Origin of the sequence: Rheinheimera sp. EpRS3, assembly GCF_001513785.1 — a bacterium.
Lineage (GTDB): Bacteria > Pseudomonadota > Gammaproteobacteria > Enterobacterales > Alteromonadaceae > Alishewanella.
The window spans coordinates 725,518-744,080 of sequence record NZ_LNQS01000001.1; the positions used below are offsets into that span (position 1 = coordinate 725,518).

Here is an 18,563-nt window from a genome sequence, read left to right on the forward strand (position 1 = left end):
CGTTATGTTTAATCAGATGTCAGCTGCACTGACGGCTATCAAAAAAATATGCATCCGGGAAAGGCCCGGACTTTAACTGTTGCAGCCATTGCTGCGCTTGCTGCTTACTGGCAGTAGGACCGACTAATAAGCGAAAAATTCCGCTACCCGGCTGTATTTCACTGGGCAGTGCTTGCTCGCGTTGCAGTTTTTGCTGCAACTGGCTAAGGCGGTTGCTGTCTGAACTGGCCAGCACCTGAATAAAGCAGCTGCTGGTTTGAGATGGCAAAGCTCCTGGCACAGCAGCCTGCGCATACATGGCGGGCGACTGTAGCAGTTCCAGCTGAACTCTGGCTGTACCCTGCTGCAGCATGCCTATTTTATGTGCGGCTGAGTAGGATAAATCAATAACCCGGTCACGGTGAAACGGGCCGCGATCGTTAACCCGTACTATGGCCGACTTATTGTTGTCCAGATTGGTTACTTTAACATAAGACGGCAAAGGCAGGGTTTTATGTGCCGCGCTCATGGCAAACATATTGTAGGTTTCGCCGTTGGATGTCAGGTGGCCATGAAACTTATTGCCGTACCAGGAGGCGATACCAATTTCACGATGATCTGTACTTTGCACCAGCGGCGTATAATGCTGGCCAAACAAACTGTAGGGCCGGTTGCCGCCGCGGCTAAGGGGTTCTGCCTGGGGTACAGGATCAGTCATTTCCAGCATGGTAGGCAGGCGCGGTGGAATGCTGTCTTTTTTTTGCTGATAGCGTCCGGCGTTCGGCTCGGGCTCTGTTGTGGTTGTTGTACTGCTGCGTTTACTGCTACAGGCGCTGAGTAAAGCAAGTACTGAAAGAGTTAACATTAAATATTTCATTAAGGCGCCGCCAACATGCGTTTATGAGTTCCTACCGACATTATTACACCAAAGGCGGCCATCAGTGTCACCATCGACGTGCCGCCAAAACTGACTAAGGGTAAAGGCACACCTACCACCGGTAACAGGCCGGATACCATGCCTATATTAACAAATACATAAACAAAAAATGTCAGCGTAAAGCTGCCGGCTACCAGCTTGCTGTAGTTATCCTGTGCCCGGCTGGAAATAATCATGCAGCGCACAATGATAAACAAGTAAATTGCCAGCAATATTAACACACCCAGCATGCCAAACTCTTCACTGAGTACGGCAAAAATAAAATCGGTATGGCGCTCGGGTAAAAACTCCAGCTGCGATTGTGTACCATGCAGCCAGCCTTTGCCGTCAAAGCCGCCGGAACCGATGGCAATTTTCGACTGAATAATATGGTAACCGGAGCCCAGCGGATCGCTTTCCGGGTTCAGGAATGTCAGCACACGCTGGCGCTGATATTCACGCATTAAAAACAGCCACAATATGGGCAAAAATGCCGAAATTAAGCCTGCTACTACAGCAATAAGACGCCAGCTCATACCGGATAAAAACAGCACAAAAACACCGGCCGTGGCTATCAGAATGGATGTACCCAAATCCGGTTGCTGGGCAATAAGCAAGGTAGGAACAACACATAGCAGCGCCCCGCCAAGCAGGTGCCAGATGCGGGGGGGTAAGCTGTGCGATGAAATAAACCAGGCAACCGCCATAGGCACAGCAAGTTTCATCACCTCTGAAGGCTGGAACATCATAAAGCCCAGATCCAGCCAGCGCTGCGCGCCTTTACCAACACTGCCCACCAGCATTACGGCTACCAGTAACGCCACGCCAACTAAAAACAGCGGAAAAGACCAGCGTTTTAATGTCTGGGGTTTTATCTGAGCGAAAGCAACCATCACGGCCAGTGCTATGCCCAGGCGGATCATCTGCCGCTCCATCATCACAATGCTTTGGCCAGAGGCGCTGTATAACACCATTAAACCAAAGCCTATCAGCGCCAGTAAACCCAATAATAAAGGCGTATCGATATGAAACTGTGCCAGCCGGCTGTGCCGGGCGTTGCCGGTGAAATCATCATTCATCGCGGTTTACTCCGGCAGTAAAATAGTAATCCATCAACTGGCGGGCCAGCGGTGCGGCAGTACTACCACCACCACCGGCATTTTCCAAAGCCACAACCACCAATATTGTGGGTTTGTCATGCGGGGCATAACCCAGATACATAGCGTTGTCGCGCAGGCGCTCGTCAATGGCATCAGCATCATATTTAGCATCTTGTGCTATGGCGGCCAGCTGCGCGGTACCGGTTTTACCGGCTGAGCTGTATTGTGCACCAATAAAGGCTCTGTGTGCGGTGCCGCCCAGTATACTTACTGTCTGGTGCATGGTGTCCATAACAACGGCATAGTTTTGCTCATTTTCAACCTCCAGCACCTGCCTTGGCGGTAAATTATTGGCAGCGGTGGTTTCACCATTACTAAAGGCAGTAACCATATGCGGTGTAACTAATTTGCCGCGGTTAAGCAAAGGCGTAGTGGCAACCGCAAGCTGTAATGGTGTGGTGGTCCAGTAGCTCTGGCCTATGCTCAGGGGCACCGTATCACCGGGATACCAGGGTTGGTTGTGCCGTGCCCGTTTCCAGCCGCGGGATGGCATGTTAGCGCTGCTTTCTTCCAGAATATCTATGCCGGTTTTTTCGCCAAAGCCCATTTTGCTCATATATTCGGAAATGCGGTCAATACCCAGCTTAATGCCCATATCATAAAAGAAGGTGTCGCAGCTTTTGGTAATGGCGGTGTAAATATCAACCCAGCCATGGCCCCAGCGGATATGGTCACGAAAACGGTGGTCGCTGTTAGGCAACGTATAATAGCCGGGGTCCCAGATTTTGGTGCTGGTTGTAATGGTGCGGGTTTCCAGCCCCAGCAAGGCCAGATGCGGCTTAATGGTAGACGCTGGCGGGTAAACACCCTGAGTCACGCGGTTAATTAGTGGCCTGTCACGTGAGTTCAGCAATTCGTTGTAATTAGCCGAGCTGATGCCATGCACAAACAAATTAGCGTCGTAACTGGGGTTGCTGTAAAACGCCAATACTGCGCCATCGCGTGGATCTATAGCCACTATTGCGCCGCGGTGCTGTTTTAGGATCTGTTGCGCGGTTAGCTGCAGCCCGACATCCAGCCCAAGATGGATATTCTGGCCAGAAACAGCTGGCACCGAGCGCAGCACCCGGATTAACCGGCCGCGGTTGTTCACTTCAACTTCCTGGTAGCCCATGGTGCCGTGCAACTCGCGCTGGTAAAAGCGCTCCAGGCCAATTTTACCGATATCGCGGCTGGCGGCATAGTTTGCTGCTTCGCCATCCAGTTCCAGTTGCTGTAATTCACGGGTGTTTATTTTGCCGATATAACCCAAGGCATGAGTAAACAGATCGCCAAACGGATAATGCCGGCTTAAACGGGCTTCTACAGTGACACCAGGAAAACGATGCTGGTTCGCCGCCAGAATGGCCACTTCCTGATCATTAAGCTGTTCTTTCAGCGTGATGCTGTTAAAGCGTCGCTGCGCTCTGACCTGTTTTAAAAAAGCATCTTGCTGCTCGGCGCTAAACTCAATTAATGCTGCCAGTTCAGCCAGCGTGGCCGTCATATCTTTAATTTGCTCTGGCACCAGCTCCAGTGAAAATACCGGCCGGTTTTCTGCCAGCAAAATACCGCTGCGGTCATAAATAAGACCGCGATTCGGTGCCAGCGGCACCACTTTAATGCGGTTACCTTCAGAGCGGGTTTGGTAATCCTGGTAAGACACAACCTGCAGTTGATATTGGTTAAACACAATAATGCTAAACATCAGCACGACAAACAGAATGGCAAACACCGCCCGTTGATTAAACAAACGGCTTTCGGCGGCAAAATCCTGAATGGCAACGCGCTTTTTAAACATCTTTACTCGCGATGATAAGGATGGTTAGTACAGATACTCCAGGCCCGGTACAGGCTTTCGGCCAGTACCACCCGCACCAGTGGGTGCGGTAAGGTCAGTGCTGACAGCGACCATTTCGCTTCACTGGCGCTAATACAGGCTGGTGCCAGGCCTTCAGGGCCGCCAACCAGTAAGTATACATCGCGGCCATCACGCTGCCAGTCGGTAAGCTTGGCGGCAAGGGTGGGGCTGCTCCAGTTATCGCCGGTTACCTCCAGCGTAACTATTTTGCTGCCGCGCGGTATTGCTGCCAGCATTTTTTCGCCTTCCTGTTCCAGAATACGCTTAATGTCGGCATTTTTACCGCGTTTGCCGGCCGGAATTTCAATTAACTCCAGCGGCATATCACGCGGAAAGCGTCTGGCATATTCGTCAAAACCGGTTTGTACCCAGGCGGGCATTTTGTTGCCTACAGCAATCAGCACTAACTTCATGTCAGCCTAGGCGCTCCAAAGCTTTTCCAACTGGTAAAAACTGCGGGTTTCTTCCAGCATCACATGCACTACCACGTCGTCTAAATCCAGTAATACCCATTCGCCGGATGCCTGGCCTTCAATGCCTAGCGTTGGCAAGCCGGCTTTTTTGGCTTCGCCAGCCACATAATCAGCAATAGATTTAGTGTGACGGTTTGATGTGCCGGAGCACACTATCATAAACTCAGTGACACTGGATTTGCCGCGTACGTCTAAAGTCACGATATCGCGGCCTTTCATGTCGTCAATTTTGTCCTGAATAAAACTTACCAGTTCGGCTGTTTGCACCCTGATTCCTCTGCGCGTTAAAAAAGCGGCATTTTAGCACAGTTTAAACGCGGATATAGCGCTTAAGCCTGATAGAGTTGCTGTGTTTGAATATAGTTCAATACGGCGGGATCTAAAGTTTTTACCGGGCTTTGCTGTTGCTGCAATTGCCGGCGGATTTCGCTGGCGCTGATGTCTGTTAACGGGTTTGCCAGCAGCATAATGCAGCCGCTGTGGCGTTGGCGCATTGTCGCCAGGTCGGTTACGCCAAACTGCTGCAATAACGCCGGGGCGTCGCCGTCTTGCTGGCTGTAACCGGGGCGCTGACATACCAGTAAATGGGCACGTTCTAATATGCTTGGCCAGTTTTTCCAGCTACGAAAATAACACAGCGAATCCATACCGATAATAAAGTAAAACCGGCTGTCGGGCTCTTGCTCGCTCAGCAATTGCAGGCTGTCTGCAGTGTAGGAGGCGCTGGGCTTATTCAGCTCCAGCCGTTCCAGCTTCAGCTGCGGGTAGTGGCTAATAGCAAGCTGTACCATGGCGGCGCGCTGCTCACTGCTTACACCTGGCGAGGCCCGATGTGGCGGCAGATGGCAGGGCATTAGCCGTACTTCATCCAGGGCACAGTGCTGCTGAACATAATGGGCGCAGCGAATGTGGCCGCTGTGCACAGGGTCAAAGGTGCCGCCCAGAATACCGATGTGTTTTATCATACGCGCTTAGTCATAGCTGGCGTGTTGTTGTAGCGAAAACGCTTTGGGCACCGGTTTAATAAATAACGTAACCAGGTGCGCCAGTGCCACTTCGCTGTTAGTTAGCTGGCCGCTTTTGTACAGCCGGTCGAATGCGGCCAGTTCCTGCAGCAGATAATCCAGCCAGTTCGCCGATAAACGCTTCAGCGCGCTTTGGTACAGCGGCTGGCGTTTGGGCCAGATAGCCAGGCTTTTAAAGCTGTCGTTCAGGCTGTGCTGCGGTGCCTGTTGTAACTGACGCAGTTGCAGCACTTCTTTTTGCAGCTGCCAGGCAATAATAACCGGCTCTGTGTCCTGCTGACATAAGCGTTGCAGACGGTGCAGCGCCTCGTCGGTCTGGCCCTGTAAAATAGCGTCAACCAACTGAAACACGGTAAAGCTGGAATGGTCAGCCAAAAAGCTGCTTAACGCATTGGCATCCAGTGGCTGGGGTAAATTGCTTAGCGCCAGCTTTTCCAGCTCTTGCCGTGCGGCCAGTAAATTACCGGCACAATGCTGCTGTAGTAACGCCAGGGCGTCACTGCTTAGCTGTAACTGTAACTGGCGCGCGCGCTGGCTTAACCATTGCTGGCTTTGGCGTTCGTCCAGAGCATAAATAGGTATTTGTACTGCCTGGGTTTGTAACTGCTTAAACCAGGCCAGTTTGCTGACATCGCTGTGGCTGCGCTCGCCGTGGATCAGCAAAATAATATCGCTGTGTAACTGTTGCGGCAGGTTTTTTAACTGGTCATTGGCCACAGCAGAAAGCTTTTGCTGCACCAGCTCTAATTCAATTAAGCGCCGCTCGGCAAACAATGACATGGCCTGCAACTCGTTACTCAGTTCATTCCAGTCAAACTGGGCGTCAGCGGCTAAGCTGATGCGCTCAAGGTAGCCCTGCTGCTTTGCCGCGGCGCGGATGGCATCTATGGCTTCAAGTTTTTGCAGCGGTTCTTCGCCAAACAGCAGGTAGCAGGGGGCCAGTTGCCCGGCTAAGTGCTGCCCCAACTGATTGGCATAGAGTTTTTGCATCAGTGCAGCCCGGTTGGCATTAATGCAACCGCGACAGCTGGCGCACAATACGGTTGGCGGCCTGCTGGCGTAGCTCGCCCAGCATCAGTTCCAGCTCTTTGGCTTTGGCGGCGGCCTGGTTTGGGTCGTCCTGATAATCGCGGAACAGCTCAAACTGATATTGCTGCGGTTCGCCATCCGGCATGGTCAGCGCGTAGCTTACTTTGTAAATCAGCTCATATTCTGCCACCTGGCCATTAGGGAACAGCGATAGCGTGCGCCGCTCCAGCGAATCGCTAAGCAGTTGCAACATAGGGGTTGATTGCTGATAGGAGTCCAGCAGTTCTACCTTATTGTGCTCCAGCCGGTTGCTTACCAGTGCCGCCAGTTCAGAGTGGCGATCACTTTGAATATACATGGCCGGAAAATGGCTAAGCGGCAAATCGCCGCGTAAATGAAAGCCGCAGCCGCTAAGCAGCATACTGCTTAGCAGAGCAACCAGCAGGCTAAGGCGGGCCATCTTAGCCCACCACCAGGTTTAGCAATTTGCCCGGGACGTAAATCACTTTACGCACGCTTACGCCTTCTAAATGGCGGCTAACGTTGTCATCCGTTTTGGCCATCGCCAGTACAGCATCTTCTGTTGCATCGGCAGCTACGGTTACCTTGCCACGCACTTTGCCGTTAACCTGTACCACAACCAGTTTTTCATCTTCAACCATCGCGGCTTCATCTGCCACCGGCCATGGCGTTTGCTCAATGCTCTGGCTTTGGCCCAGTTGCGACCACAGATACTGGGCAACGTGCGGCGTAATAGGGTTGAGTAACTGCAGCAGTGCTAGCACCGCTTCTTGCATTACAGCGCGGTCCAGCTCAGTGGCCAGGCTGGCTTTTTGCAACTTGTTGCTCAGCTCCATAACGGCGGCAATAGCGGTATTAAAGGTATAACGCCGGCCGATATCGTCTGATACCTTAGCAATGGTTTTATGCAGCTCGCGGCGCAGGGTTTTTTGCTCGTTATTCAAAGCTGAAATATCCAGCGGGCCGACAGAGCCTGCCGCAGCAAAGTCGCTGATCAGCGTATAAATACGTTTAATAAAGCGGTGGGCGCCTTCCACGGCAGAATCTGACCACTCCAGCGTTTGCTCTGGCGGGGCAGTAAACATCATAAACAAGCGTACGGTATCGGCACCGTATTGGTCGATCACTTTTTGCGGGTCGATGCCGTTATTCTTCGACTTCGACATCTTGCTCATACCGGACGCTATCACCGGCAGGCCGTCGGTATTTAGTATGGCGGTTAAAATCCGGCCTTTATCATCACGCTGTACGGTAACATCGGCCGGTGAAAACCACTGTTTGCCGCCGTTATCGGTATCGCGGTAGAAGGTTTCAGCCAATACCATGCCCTGACACAATAAACGCTTAAATGGCTCGTCGGTGCTTACCAGGCCCACATCACGCAGCAGCTTGTGGAAAAAGCGCGCATACAGCAGGTGCAAAATGGCGTGTTCAATACCGCCGATATACTGATCGACCGGCAGCCAGTAATTGGCTTTGGCCGGGTCCAGCATGGCTTTGTCATGATCCGGGCTGCAATAGCGGGCATAGTACCAGCTGGATTCCATAAAGGTGTCGAAGGTATCGGTTTCATGGAAGGCGTCGCTGCCGTTGTAAGTGGTTTTAGCCCACTCTGGATCGGCTTTAATCGGCGAGGTTACACCATCCATCACTACATCTTCCGGCAAACGTACCGGCAGTTGATCTTCCGGCACCGGCACGACTGAGCCATCCGCCAGATTCAGCATAGGTATGGGGGTGCCCCAGTAACGCTGGCGCGATACACCCCAATCACGCAGGCGGTAATTTACTTTTACTTCGCCGCGGCCGATTGCTGCCAGCTTGGTGGCAATGGCATTAAAGGCCTGTTCAAAAGCTAAACCGTCAAACTCGGCAGAGTTGATCAGCACACCTTTTTCAGTGTAGGCAGCCTGGCTTAAATCGCATTGTTGCGCTGCGCCATCAACCGGCGCGACAACCTGTTTAATTGGCAGGCTGTATTTAGTGGCAAATTCATAATCGCGCTGATCATGGCCCGGTACGGCCATTACGGCGCCTGAGCCGTAATCCATCAGCACAAAGTTGGCTACCCATACCGGCACTTGTTCGCCGGTTAACGGGTGCACGGCATAAATACCGGTAGCGCAGCCTTTTTTCTCCATCGTGGCCAGTTCGGCCTCGGCCATTTTGCCGCCTTTGCAGTCTTCAATAAACGCAGCCAGTGCTGGGTTAGTGGCAGCAGCCTGCTGTGCCAGTGGGTGCTGGGCCGCAACGGCAACATAGGTTACGCCGTACAACGTATCCGGGCGGGTGGTGTATACGCTTAAACTTTGGCTTGAGCCGGCAATATCAAAACGGATCTCAACGCCCTCAGAGCGGCCAATCCAGTTTTTCTGCATGGTTTTAACTTGTTCCGGCCAGCCATCTAACTGATCTAAATCTTGCAGCAGCTCTTCGGCGTAGGCGGTAATTTTAATAAACCACTGGGCTAACTCGCGTTGCTCAACCAAAGCGCCAGAGCGCCAACCACGGCCATCGATAACCTGCTCGTTAGCCAGCACGCACTGATCTACCGGGTCCCAGTTAACGGTGGCCATTTTTTTATACACCAGGCCTTTTTCATACAGCTTGGTGAAAAACCACTGCTCCCACTTGTAGTACTCAGGCTTGCACGTGGCGACTTCACGGCTCCAGTCATAACCAAAACCTAAGCGTTTTAGCTGAGTACGCATGTAATCGATATTTTCGTAAGTCCATTTCGCCGGTGCGGTTTTGTTATTAATAGCGGCGTTTTCGGCTGGTAAACCAAACGCATCCCACCCCATAGGCTGCATTACATTTTTACCCTGCATCCGTTGAAAACGGCTGACCACGTCACCAATGGTATAGTTACGCACATGGCCCATATGCAAGCGCCCGCTGGGGTAAGGGAACATAGACAGGCAGTAGAATTTCTCTTTATTGGCGTCTTCTGTCACTTTAAAAGCGTTGGTTTGTTCCCATTGCTGCTGCAGTACGGTTTCAATCTGCTGCGGGTTATATTGTTCTTGCATTAAGGTCTTCCGAAAAGGGGGTTAGTACAAGCGCCGCTAAAGCGGCAAAAAAGTGGCTATAGCATACCGCAGCGGCGTTTTGACAACAACAATTCGACAGGAGTCTTTAACTGTAAAGTCAAATCGATGTTTCAAATAAGCATTGACGTTTCTGAAATGTGATGTTAATTGTGTGCGTATAGGTTTAATTTAATGAGTGTTTTATGCGCAAGTTGTTTATTTTTTTGTTTTTGCTTCTGGCTGGTCATTTTAGTTGGGCTGAAGAGTTGAACTATCAAATAGAAATTTGTGATCTTTGTACTGTTAAAAGTGATTTCGAGCAAGTTGCGTTAGATAAAATAGATGCAAGATATTACACTAAAGTAGTTGTTGTTAATATTAATCAATCGATATCTTATGCTTTTAACATGTTGGTTGAATATGAGCCTGTGCGAGTTTTTAAAAAGGCGTTTTCCTCTTCCATTCCATCTGAGATAGTTGAGTCAGTTCATCTTTATAACGAAGTAAAAGCTGCAATAAAAAATGATGGCTCTATGATGTATTCCAAAATTCCACAACATCTCTCAATAGCCAGTTATCCGAATGGAGGTGCAAATATTTCAAGTGATTTCTCTTGTGAAATAAGTGGTGTTAGTAACCCTGTGCCACCGTATATTGCAAATTCTGTCAAAGATTTGGATGGTGATATAGACAACAAGCAGAGATTAGTCCGCGAGATGTTAAGGAACACCTATTTGTCTAATATATTTGGCTTAACAAATACTGCAGTGAAAGCGGCGATATCACAATTTTTTCTGAAGCGACCGTTGCTTGTAACTACATCCTTTAATGATGGTTCTTCAATTCAATGGCAGACAGGGGACCTGTTAGGGACGCTACCATTTATAATGCTTCCTGACACGGCTATGGATTCAAATTGCAAATTAATTGAAATGTCCAATAATAATCATTTGTCTTTTGGCGGAGGTGAGTATTTTGTCAATCATAACTCAGCCAGCAGTGGTGGGTTGGTCTATCGGTGCCGTCTGGGATTTACTAACTCAGGTATTGGAACCAAGTTCGTATCTAGTCTAATTTGCTTTTGGGTGGAGAGTTAAGTCATGAAGAAAGTACTGCTAATTAGTCTAATATTTGTGCTAGGCATTTTTGCAGGTGCTGCAGCGGCTGCTTTACTCCTTACCAATTACCAATTATCAACTCATGTTAGTGCAAAGTTAAAAGAAAGCTATGGAGTGTATCAACGTTTTTCTAATGCTACAACGGAAGAACAACGCTCACTTGTGCTAAGACAGCTGCTAAAATGTGATTTACAGAATTATCAGCAAAAGAGGAGTATGCTTTTAGGTAGTGAATCAACTTCTGATCAGGGTATCCAAAAGCTAGTTGCAGAAGCTGAGAGCATAACGTTGGATACATCCTGCCCGTTGTAGGTGTTATCTCCACACGACCTAAACGCAGCTTATAGAAATTATGAGTGACATAAAAAACAGGTACAAGGTTTGGTTAAGCGAATTTAGCCAAGCCCTGCGTGAGACAGAACGGCAGCAACTGGACAATATGCTGGAGTTTGTAGACCAGTTAAAAGCCTATGTTAAAGCTGGTAAAGAGCTGAGCGCCTATGAAGCAGCGCTGTTTGTTGAAACGCTAAAGCGCCAGTGGCAGGATCACGAAGCGGATGAGGCCGCTAAAAACAGCACAGAAGCACCATCGCTATGGCCGGAAGCGCTATGGCAGGAGCTAAGCAGCATTACCGATAAAAGCCAGTTAGAGTGGCAGGAGCTGGCACAGGATTTTAAGCACAAAGGCATCTATTATCAGGGCGAAATTGTCGGCATGGGGCGCTATCGTTGCAGCCACTGCTTACAACATATTGATTACACCCATCCGGCAGAGCTGCTGGCTTGCGGTGAATGCGGTGGCGTACAGTTTTTCCGTGAAGGCCTGCCGGTATAGCCACACGCATTTTTCCAGCTAATTCCTGTTTCAGCGGTGGGCAGCATAGTGTTTTTTTGCTAAACTGCGCCGCCGTAACACCAGACACCTTTTCTTTTCATCGTGCAGGATACCCGGGCCAATGTAACAGATTGCCGATAGCTGATAGTACTTAATACCGCTAATGCAGTTTGCCTGGCGGATAACCTGTTACCTGATCCGGACTGTTAAATGACAACCTATTTAAAACAACACTGGTTTTCCAACCTGCGTGGAGATGTGCTTGCTGCTATTGTAGTGGCCCTGGCGCTGATACCTGAAGCCATTGCTTTTTCTATTATTGCTGGCGTTGACCCCAAAGTTGGCCTGTATGCCTCATTTTGTATTGCGGTAATTACCGCCTTTGCCGGTGGCCGGCCGGGCATGATCTCTGCCGCTACCGGTGCGATGGCACTGCTGATGGTAACACTGGTCCGCGACCACGGGCTGGAATACCTGCTTGCTGCCACCTTGCTAACCGGGGTGCTGCAAATTATTTTTGGCCTGTTTAAGCTTGGCGATCTAATGCGCTTTGTATCACGTTCTGTGGTCACCGGTTTTGTTAATGCGCTGGCGATCCTGATTTTTATGGCGCAACTGCCCGAATTAAGTGGCCAGCATGGCACAACTCTGGTGTACGGCATGACGGCACTGGGCCTGGCCATTATTTATTTGTTTCCTTATATCACCAAAGCCATACCTTCACCGCTGGTATGTATAGTAGTGCTAACCTCACTGGCTGTGTACTTTGGTTTTGATATCCGTACAGTGGCTGATATGGGCGAGTTGCCTGACAGCCTGCCGATATTTTTATGGCCTGACGTACCACTGACGTGGAATACCCTGATAATTATTTTGCCGTATGCTTTAGCGTTGGCCGTGGTGGGTATTCTGGAATCGCTAATGACAGCCACCATTGTGGATGATTTAACCGATACCAGTAGCGATAAAAACCGCGAATGTGTGGGCCAAGGCGTGGCGAATATCGGCTCGGGTTTAATTGGCGGTATGGCGGGTTGTGCCATGATTGGTCAATCCATTATTAATGTAAAATCCGGTGGCCGTACACGCTTATCCACCTTGCTGGCCGGTGTATTTCTGTTGATTATGGTGGTGTTTTTAGATGCCTGGGTTGGGCTGATACCTATGGCGGCGCTGGTGGCCATTATGATTATGGTGTCTATTGGTACTTTTAGCTGGGGCTCGGTGAAAGACTTACGCAAAAACCCGAAAAGTTCCAGCGTGGTTATGATAGCCACGGTGTTGGTAACGGTATTTACCCATAACCTGGCCTATGGCGTGTTGGTGGGGGTGTTATTTAGCGCACTGTTTTTTGCCAGCAAAGTGGGCAAAATTCTGTATATCGGCTCTACACTGTCTGCCGATGGCCATCAGCGCCAGTATCAGGTAGTAGGACAGGTATTTTTTACCTCAGCTGAGCAATTTGTTGCCGCCTTCGATTTTAAAGAGGCGGTAGAAAAGGTACGCATTGATTTAAGCCGGGCGCATTTTTGGGATATCACCGCCATTAGCTCGTTGGATAAGGTAGTAATTAAGTTTCGCCGCGAAGGCACCGAAGTAGAACTGATTGGCTTAAATGAAGCCAGCGCTACGCTAGTAGATAAGTTTGGCGTGCATAACCGGCCAGATGCGGTTGAAAAGCTGATGGGTCACTAATTTTACCGAGGAGCACAACAATGACTAAAAAAGTACTGGCGTGTATTGATGCCTCACCTTATGCCGAAGCGGTATGCGACTACGCTGTATGGGCAGCCAAAAAACTCGATGTGGCGATGTCGGTAGTGCATGTGCTGGACAAAGCGCAACACACCCAGACACCGGATCTTAGCGGCAGTATTGGCCTGGGATCGCAGGAATTATTATTACAGCAGCTGGCCGAGCTGGATGAAAAACACAGCAAGCTGGCAATGGAGCGCGGCCGCAGCATTTTAGACGCCGCCAAAGCGCGTGCTGAACAAGCTGGTGTGAAAGCAGTAGATGAGCGCTTACGCCACGGCCAGCTGGTAGAAACCTTAACCGAACTGGAAGAGGAAACCCGGCTGCTGGTGATGGGCAAACGCGGTTTTAGCAGCGCTGAAGCACACGGCCATATGGGCCTGCATGTTGAACGGGTGATCCGCAGTTTACACAAGCCCATTTTGCTTACGCAGCAAAGTTATAAAGCGCCACAGCGTATTATGCTGGCCTATGATGGCAGCGCCACGGCACTAAAAGGCCTGGAAATGCTGGCAGGCAGCCCGCTGGGCCGTGGTTTGCCTGTGCATCTGGTAATGGCCGGTGCCGACACAGAAGCCACACGGGCGCAAATGGACAGCGCGGCACAAATACTACGCAACGCTGGTTTTGATACCAAAGTCGCAATAGTGGCCGGCGAGCCGGAAACGGTGCTGCACCAGTACCAGCAAGAGCATGTTATAGATTTAATGGTGATGGGGGCTTATGGCCATTCCCGCATCCGGCAATTTATTGTTGGTAGTACCACCACTGCCATGATTTGCAAAGCTAAATGCTCCCTGCTTATTTTACGTTAGTTACTGCAACCCGGCCTGGCCGGGTTGTTTTTTATCAACCCGTGTAACAACACACTTTACTTGCGCAGAAATAAAGATGTTAAACATGAAACTTATCACCGCTTTTATCGCTGTACTGGCTTTGTTGCCAGCCTCTGCTTTGGCCGATACCGGGCCAATTGATCTTACCGGCTCTATGTTGGGCATCGTTGCCCTGGGCTTATTTATCTTTGCTTATATGCTGGTGATGGCAGAGGAAAAAATTCATCTGCGTAAATCCAAGCCGGTGCTGGTGGCTGCCGGTATTATCTGGGGCATGATTGGCTGGCATTATACCCAGCAGGGCATGTCTGATATTGCTCAGGATTCATTTCGTCATACCTTGCTCGAATACGCCGAGTTAATGCTGTTTTTGCTGGTAGCCATGACCTACATCAGCGCGTTGGAAGAACGGCGGCTGTTTGATGCGCTGCGCAGCTGGTTAATCCGCAAGGGCTTTAGCTATCGCAGCCTGTTCTGGATTTGTGGCGTGCTGGCGTTTTGTATTTCGACGTTCTCTAACAATATGGCCACGGCAATGCTGATGTGTGCGGTGGTAATGAAAGTGGCCGAAGGTGATAAACGCTTTATCAGCCTGTGCTGTGTTAGTGTGGTGGTGGCCGCCAACGCCGGTGGCGCTTTTATCCCCTTTGGTGACATTACCACTCTGATGGTGTGGCAGGCAGAAAAAGTCACCTTTGCTGAGTTTTTCGTGTTGTTTATTCCCGCTGTGGTTAACTTTTTAGTGCCTGCCGCCATCATGAGCTTTTTTGTCGAGAACCGTTACCCCGGCAAGCACGATGGTGATGAAGAAGTGGTTGAGCTAAAGCGCGGTGCGCTGCGCATTCTTACGCTGTTTATCTGCACCATTGCCTTATCGGTTGTGTTCCATTCTGTGCTGGGCCTGCCGCCGGTGCTGGGCATGATGACAGGTTTGGGTTTATTACAATTCTTTGGTTACTTTTTACGGATGACGTTACCCGGTTCTCTGGCACGCAAACGCGCACTAGCCGAGCGTGAAGGTGATATGGAACGCATCCGCGCTTTGGGCCAGGTAGTACCGTTTGATGTATTTAACCGGGTAGCGCGCGCCGAGTGGGATACGTTGTTGTTTTTCTACGGCGTAGTGGTGTGTGTCGGCGGCCTGGGCTTCCTTGGGTATCTGGAGCTGTTATCTAATGGCCTGTACGGTAACTTCGACCCAACCTACGCTAACGTAGCGCTGGGCCTGATGTCGTCTGTAGTCGATAACATACCGGTGATGTTCGCCGTACTAACCATGGACCCGGTTATGTCACACGGCCAGTGGTTACTGATCACCTTAACCGCCGGTGTTGGTGGCAGCCTGTTATCAATAGGTTCGGCCGCCGGTGTAGCGTTAATGGGCCAGGCGCGTGGGTATTACACCTTTGCCGGCCATTTAAAATGGGCACCGGTTATTTTGCTGGGTTATATCGCCAGCGTAATAACGCATTTATATTTAAACGCCGACTTGTTTCATATAGTCGGCGATGTAGCCAGCAGCGCCGCCGGGCACTAGCACTTATTAAGGACTTACCATGTCAAAAAAAGTATATTGCGTTGCCCAGTTTCAGCCCAAAGCGGGCAAGGCAGACGAGCTGTTTAAAGTGCTGCAAGGCCTGGAGCCAAACACCCTGCGCGAAGACGGCTGCCTGCAGTATATCGTAACCCGGCATATAGCCAGCCCGTTTGCAGAAGGCAAAAGCTTCGCTATTGCCTTTAACGAAATCTGGGCCGACTTGCCAAGCTTTGAAGCACACTGCCAGCGTGCAGAAATAAAACACTTCTTTGAAACTTACTGCGTTGCTGAAACCGGCTTGGCAGTAGATTGGAATGTGTGTATTTACAGCGACGAACCAGCCAATTTCGACGCACCAAAGCTGGTGTAATTACCGGAGTAATTAACAGACCCGAAAAAACCTGCGTAAGCAGGTTTTTTTATGCCCGGCACTTTGTACAAGGCAGCGTAAGCTCAAGTTATTGTATTTTTTATAAATGATCATTACTCTGGAAAACATCATACTTACAAGTACGGGGCGACCCTGCTTAACTGCGCGTGACCCGCTGAATAAGCGTGATGTGTAAGGAAACCTGAACGTGCGAACTATTTTTCTAGTAATTTTGTTTCTACCTTGTTGGAGCTATGCAACAGAAACTATCAATTGCCATTTTGATAAGTATCATCAAGTCAATCACGAAGTACCTGAAATGACGGGATATACTGCCATCGATCAAAGCGTTGAAATTGTGGCAGGCACTACATCGGATAAAACATTGAAACTCGACGGTAAAAAGCGGGGTACAAATAGCATTAAATGGGTGCTTTTAGAGCAAAAGGGTTGGGAGGCGTATTCAACTACTTATGCGGGTGATTTTGGTGAATTGCTCACAATTGAGCATAAATTAGGCGAAAGTTCAAAAGGTCTAAATGGGTGGTATAAGGCATCGTTGATTCGCTCCCAAATAACTACTACTCATACACTCCTTGGTAAGTGCTTAGTAAAGTGAAACACATAGCAAAGGCATCATCGCCCTGCGGGCTGGGCGTTAACTTCATGGAGTAATTCCGATGGTATTTCCATCACTGGAAACTGAGCGACTATTGCTCATGAATTAACTGGTCAGATAACAATTAAGTTGCTTAAAAGCATGAGTTTACTTTTTCTCTGACCACAGTGATTACAATGGAGCGCATGCATGAAATTGTTCATCAAGTCATGGATCCCTAATCCACTGCTGACAAAGCTAAGCAGCATCGCTCCTTTGGGGCCGGACCTTGCTACGTGCGGCCACTATCGTCGGCGCTATTTCTTATGAAAACAAAGTCACTATTATTAATTCTGGTTCTTGTCGCATTCAATGGCAGTGCAACCGAAATGCTCTGCGAAAAATTCAGAATTTTTGCGCAGTCTTCGACATTGGAACAACCAGTCATGTTTAAACTGGAAAGTGACTGGGGCAATATGAGTATCTCTTGTATTCACAACCAACTGAAATCTGAAAAGCAGTTTTGTGCCTGGCTGGTTCAAAATAGCTCGAAGGAGTTTATGGGGAATACTGTGGCTGGTCTTGAGCAATGCTTAACCGGACATCAAGCTGTTTACAGTACGTTTTCTTACACTCAGAACAGCGCCTCGTACTCTGCAACAGATTTAGCTATGCCAGATAAAAACATCGAAGTATCAGTAAATTATTTATATGGCAGCGATATTTCGAAGCCATTCTTATCGGTGGTTGTATCTCGTATCAGTGATTAGATATCAAACAGCTGGCAGCACAAACGAATAGGCATGAGCTTTACTGAACTGATCGGCACTACTGCGTTGATATTGCAGACGATGGGTTTTTACGCCATGTTATCTGCCTGAAGATTAAAGAGAGTTTTACGATGAAAACCATTGGCCTTATCGGCGGTATGAGCTGGGAGTCTACCATTCCTTACTACCGCCTGCTTAACGAAGGTGTAAAACAACAACTGGGTGGGCTGCACTCTGCTAAATGTATTTTAGTCAGCGTCGATTTTTATGAAATTGAACGCCTACAACATGCCGGCGACTGGGACGGCGCTGGTGTTATGTTGGCCGATGCTGCGCGCTCGCTTGAGGCGGCTGGCGCCGATTTTATTGTGCTTTGCACCAACACCATGCATAAAGTGGCCAGCAGCATTGAAACTGCAGTGAGTATTCCGCTGCTGCATATTGCCGATGCTACTGCCGCTGCAATAAAACATGCAGGTTGCAGCCGTGTAGGGCTGCTTGGCACTAAATTTACCATGCAGCAGCCATTTTACCGCGAGCGGCTAACTGAGTTACACGGCATTGAAGTGCTGTTGCCGAATGAAGCCGAACAAGACAGTCTGCACCAGATTATTTATCAGGAACTATGCCTGGGGATAATTACACCGGAATCTAAACAAGCCGTGCGTAAGATGATGGCCGGCCTTGCCTGGCAAGGCGTGGATGGCATTATTCTGGGTTGCACCGAAATTGGTTTGCTGGTGGGCAAAGCTGATGCCGCCGTGCCGCTGTTTGATACTACGGTGATCCACGCCGCTGCAGCTGTTAGACTGGCACTAACTGATAACCTAAACGCCGACAAAGCACCCTAATGGCTGAAAACCCTATACTGCTGATTTACGACAAAGACTGCCCGGCCTGTAATGCTTATTGCCAGATGGTACGTATTCGCCAGAGTGTCGGCGAGCTTAAACTGATTAACGCCCGTGAAGACACAGAGGTAATGCAGCAAATTACCGCACAGGGGCTGGATATTGATCAGGGTATGGTGCTGAAAATGGGTGACAACTGGTACTACGGCAGCGACGCTATTTATATGCTGTCGCTGCTTAGTAGCCGCAGCGGGCTATTTAACCGGCTGAATTATCATTTGTTTAAATCAAAACGGCTGGCAAAGTGGCTGTATCCGCTGTTACGCTTCTTCCGTAATCTGCTGCTGAAACTACTGAGCAAACGCAAGATTAACAACCTTGGTATTGGCGGTAATGATCGTTTTTAATTGCAGGAAAC

The 18,563-nt window shown here is 49.5% G+C and carries 20 protein-coding genes; 11 read left to right on the forward strand and 9 right to left on the reverse strand.

Features of this window, described 5'->3' with window-relative positions; all coding sequences use genetic code 11:
* Nucleotides 1–19: 19 nt before the first annotated feature.
* From AR688_RS03045 to leuS, 9 genes are all read right to left on the reverse strand, one after another.
* On the reverse strand, nt 20–856 hold the full coding sequence (locus AR688_RS03045) for a septal ring lytic transglycosylase RlpA family protein (protein WP_068228943.1): 837 nt from the start codon (nt 854–856) through the stop codon (nt 20–22).
* A complete protein-coding gene (gene rodA, locus AR688_RS03050; RefSeq protein WP_068228946.1) occupies nt 856–1,974 on the reverse strand; it encodes a rod shape-determining protein RodA in 1,119 nt (372 codons plus the stop codon). The genes AR688_RS03045 and rodA overlap by 1 nt, the downstream gene beginning before the upstream one ends.
* On the reverse strand, nt 1,967–3,835 hold the full coding sequence (gene mrdA / locus AR688_RS03055) for a penicillin-binding protein 2 (protein WP_197412092.1): 1,869 nt from the start codon (nt 3,833–3,835) through the stop codon (nt 1,967–1,969). Before mrdA ends, rodA begins: the two co-directional genes overlap by 8 nt.
* Before the next feature lie 2 nt (nt 3,836–3,837).
* Nucleotides 3,838–4,308 carry a 23S rRNA (pseudouridine(1915)-N(3))-methyltransferase RlmH gene (gene rlmH / locus AR688_RS03060; protein WP_068228948.1) on the reverse strand — a complete coding sequence of 157 codons (471 nt, stop codon included), beginning with the start codon at nt 4,306–4,308 and terminating at the stop codon, nt 3,838–3,840.
* A 6-nt stretch (nt 4,309–4,314) separates the two neighbouring features.
* A complete protein-coding gene (gene rsfS / locus AR688_RS03065) occupies nt 4,315–4,635 on the reverse strand; it encodes a ribosome silencing factor (protein WP_068228951.1) in 321 nt (106 codons plus the stop codon).
* Between the two features lie 62 nt (nt 4,636–4,697).
* Nucleotides 4,698–5,333 (reverse strand): nicotinate-nucleotide adenylyltransferase, encoded by a 636-nt coding sequence (gene nadD, locus AR688_RS03070; RefSeq protein WP_068228954.1) that lies wholly within the window; start codon nt 5,331–5,333, stop codon nt 4,698–4,700.
* Between the two features lie 6 nt (nt 5,334–5,339).
* The gene (gene holA / locus AR688_RS03075; RefSeq protein WP_068231100.1) at nt 5,340–6,383 is read right to left on the reverse strand and encodes a DNA polymerase III subunit delta; all 1,044 of its coding nucleotides are present in this window, start codon (nt 6,381–6,383) and stop codon (nt 5,340–5,342) included.
* 19 nt (nt 6,384–6,402) lie between these two features.
* Nucleotides 6,403–6,882, reverse strand: coding sequence for an LPS-assembly lipoprotein LptE (locus AR688_RS03080; protein WP_068228957.1), 480 nt, complete (start codon nt 6,880–6,882; stop codon nt 6,403–6,405).
* Between the two features lies 1 nt (nt 6,883).
* Nucleotides 6,884–9,475 (reverse strand): leucine--tRNA ligase, encoded by a 2,592-nt coding sequence (gene leuS, locus AR688_RS03085; RefSeq protein ID WP_068228960.1) that lies wholly within the window; start codon nt 9,473–9,475, stop codon nt 6,884–6,886.
* Nucleotides 9,476–9,678: 203 nt separating this feature from the next.
* On the opposite strand from leuS, the gene AR688_RS03090 reads away from it, so the two are divergent.
* From AR688_RS03090 to AR688_RS03140, 11 genes are all read left to right on the forward strand, one after another.
* A complete protein-coding gene (locus tag AR688_RS03090) occupies nt 9,679–10,572 on the forward strand; it encodes a hypothetical protein (RefSeq protein WP_068228962.1) in 894 nt (297 codons plus the stop codon).
* A gap of 3 nt (nt 10,573–10,575) precedes the next feature.
* Nucleotides 10,576–10,905 (forward strand): hypothetical protein, encoded by a 330-nt coding sequence (locus AR688_RS03095; RefSeq protein WP_068228965.1) that lies wholly within the window; start codon nt 10,576–10,578, stop codon nt 10,903–10,905.
* Nucleotides 10,906–10,945: 40 nt separating this feature from the next.
* A complete protein-coding gene (locus AR688_RS03100) occupies nt 10,946–11,428 on the forward strand; it encodes a zinc ribbon-containing protein (protein ID WP_068228968.1) in 483 nt (160 codons plus the stop codon).
* Nucleotides 11,429–11,638: 210 nt separating this feature from the next.
* Nucleotides 11,639–13,123: a SulP family inorganic anion transporter gene (locus AR688_RS03105; RefSeq protein ID WP_068228971.1), complete on the forward strand. Its 1,485-nt coding sequence runs from the start codon at nt 11,639–11,641 to the stop codon at nt 13,121–13,123.
* Between the two features lie 20 nt (nt 13,124–13,143).
* Nucleotides 13,144–13,998, forward strand: coding sequence for a universal stress protein (locus AR688_RS03110; RefSeq protein WP_068228974.1), 855 nt, complete (start codon nt 13,144–13,146; stop codon nt 13,996–13,998).
* 85 nt (nt 13,999–14,083) lie between these two features.
* Complete coding sequence (gene nhaD, locus AR688_RS03115; RefSeq protein ID WP_197412093.1) at nt 14,084–15,556, forward strand: sodium:proton antiporter NhaD; 1,473 nt, start codon at nt 14,084–14,086, stop codon at nt 15,554–15,556.
* Nucleotides 15,557–15,575: 19 nt separating this feature from the next.
* A complete protein-coding gene (locus AR688_RS03120; RefSeq protein ID WP_068228980.1) occupies nt 15,576–15,926 on the forward strand; it encodes a putative quinol monooxygenase in 351 nt (116 codons plus the stop codon).
* A 208-nt stretch (nt 15,927–16,134) separates the two neighbouring features.
* On the forward strand, nt 16,135–16,545 hold the full coding sequence (locus tag AR688_RS03125; protein WP_068228983.1) for a hypothetical protein: 411 nt from the start codon (nt 16,135–16,137) through the stop codon (nt 16,543–16,545).
* A gap of 305 nt (nt 16,546–16,850) precedes the next feature.
* The gene (locus tag AR688_RS03130; protein ID WP_068228986.1) at nt 16,851–17,294 is read left to right on the forward strand and encodes a hypothetical protein; all 444 of its coding nucleotides are present in this window, start codon (nt 16,851–16,853) and stop codon (nt 17,292–17,294) included.
* A gap of 131 nt (nt 17,295–17,425) precedes the next feature.
* Nucleotides 17,426–18,145, forward strand: a complete 720-nt coding sequence (locus AR688_RS03135; RefSeq protein ID WP_068228989.1) for an aspartate/glutamate racemase family protein — start codon at nt 17,426–17,428, stop codon at nt 18,143–18,145.
* A complete protein-coding gene (locus AR688_RS03140) occupies nt 18,145–18,552 on the forward strand; it encodes a DCC1-like thiol-disulfide oxidoreductase family protein (RefSeq protein WP_068228992.1) in 408 nt (135 codons plus the stop codon). Before AR688_RS03135 ends, AR688_RS03140 begins: the two co-directional genes overlap by 1 nt.
* Nucleotides 18,553–18,563: the final 11 nt, after the last annotated feature.

Excerpts from the sequence above, each read along its gene's own strand:
- AR688_RS03045 (WP_068228943.1), bottom strand. The coding sequence starts at position 856 with ATGAAATATTTAATGTTAACTCTTTCAGTACTTGCTTTACTCAGCGCC.
- rodA (WP_068228946.1), bottom strand. The coding sequence starts at position 1,974 with ATGAATGATGATTTCACCGGCAACGCCCGGCACAGCCGGCTGGCACAG.
- mrdA (WP_197412092.1), bottom strand. The coding sequence starts at position 3,835 with ATGTTTAAAAAGCGCGTTGCCATTCAGGATTTTGCCGCCGAAAGCCGT.
- rlmH (WP_068228948.1), bottom strand. The coding sequence starts at position 4,308 with ATGAAGTTAGTGCTGATTGCTGTAGGCAACAAAATGCCCGCCTGGGTA.
- nadD (WP_068228954.1), bottom strand. The coding sequence starts at position 5,333 with ATGATAAAACACATCGGTATTCTGGGCGGCACCTTTGACCCTGTGCAC.
- holA (WP_068231100.1), bottom strand. The coding sequence starts at position 6,383 with ATGCAAAAACTCTATGCCAATCAGTTGGGGCAGCACTTAGCCGGGCAA.
- AR688_RS03080 (WP_068228957.1), bottom strand. The coding sequence starts at position 6,882 with ATGGCCCGCCTTAGCCTGCTGGTTGCTCTGCTAAGCAGTATGCTGCTT.
- leuS (WP_068228960.1), bottom strand. The coding sequence starts at position 9,475 with ATGCAAGAACAATATAACCCGCAGCAGATTGAAACCGTACTGCAGCAG.
- AR688_RS03090 (WP_068228962.1), top strand. The coding sequence starts at position 9,679 with ATGCGCAAGTTGTTTATTTTTTTGTTTTTGCTTCTGGCTGGTCATTTT.
- AR688_RS03095 (WP_068228965.1), top strand. The coding sequence starts at position 10,576 with ATGAAGAAAGTACTGCTAATTAGTCTAATATTTGTGCTAGGCATTTTT.
- AR688_RS03100 (WP_068228968.1), top strand. The coding sequence starts at position 10,946 with ATGAGTGACATAAAAAACAGGTACAAGGTTTGGTTAAGCGAATTTAGC.
- AR688_RS03105 (WP_068228971.1), top strand. The coding sequence starts at position 11,639 with ATGACAACCTATTTAAAACAACACTGGTTTTCCAACCTGCGTGGAGAT.
- AR688_RS03110 (WP_068228974.1), top strand. The coding sequence starts at position 13,144 with ATGACTAAAAAAGTACTGGCGTGTATTGATGCCTCACCTTATGCCGAA.
- nhaD (WP_197412093.1), top strand. The coding sequence starts at position 14,084 with ATGAAACTTATCACCGCTTTTATCGCTGTACTGGCTTTGTTGCCAGCC.
- AR688_RS03120 (WP_068228980.1), top strand. The coding sequence starts at position 15,576 with ATGTCAAAAAAAGTATATTGCGTTGCCCAGTTTCAGCCCAAAGCGGGC.
- AR688_RS03130 (WP_068228986.1), top strand. The coding sequence starts at position 16,851 with ATGAAAACAAAGTCACTATTATTAATTCTGGTTCTTGTCGCATTCAAT.
- AR688_RS03135 (WP_068228989.1), top strand. The coding sequence starts at position 17,426 with ATGAAAACCATTGGCCTTATCGGCGGTATGAGCTGGGAGTCTACCATT.
- AR688_RS03140 (WP_068228992.1), top strand. The coding sequence starts at position 18,145 with ATGGCTGAAAACCCTATACTGCTGATTTACGACAAAGACTGCCCGGCC.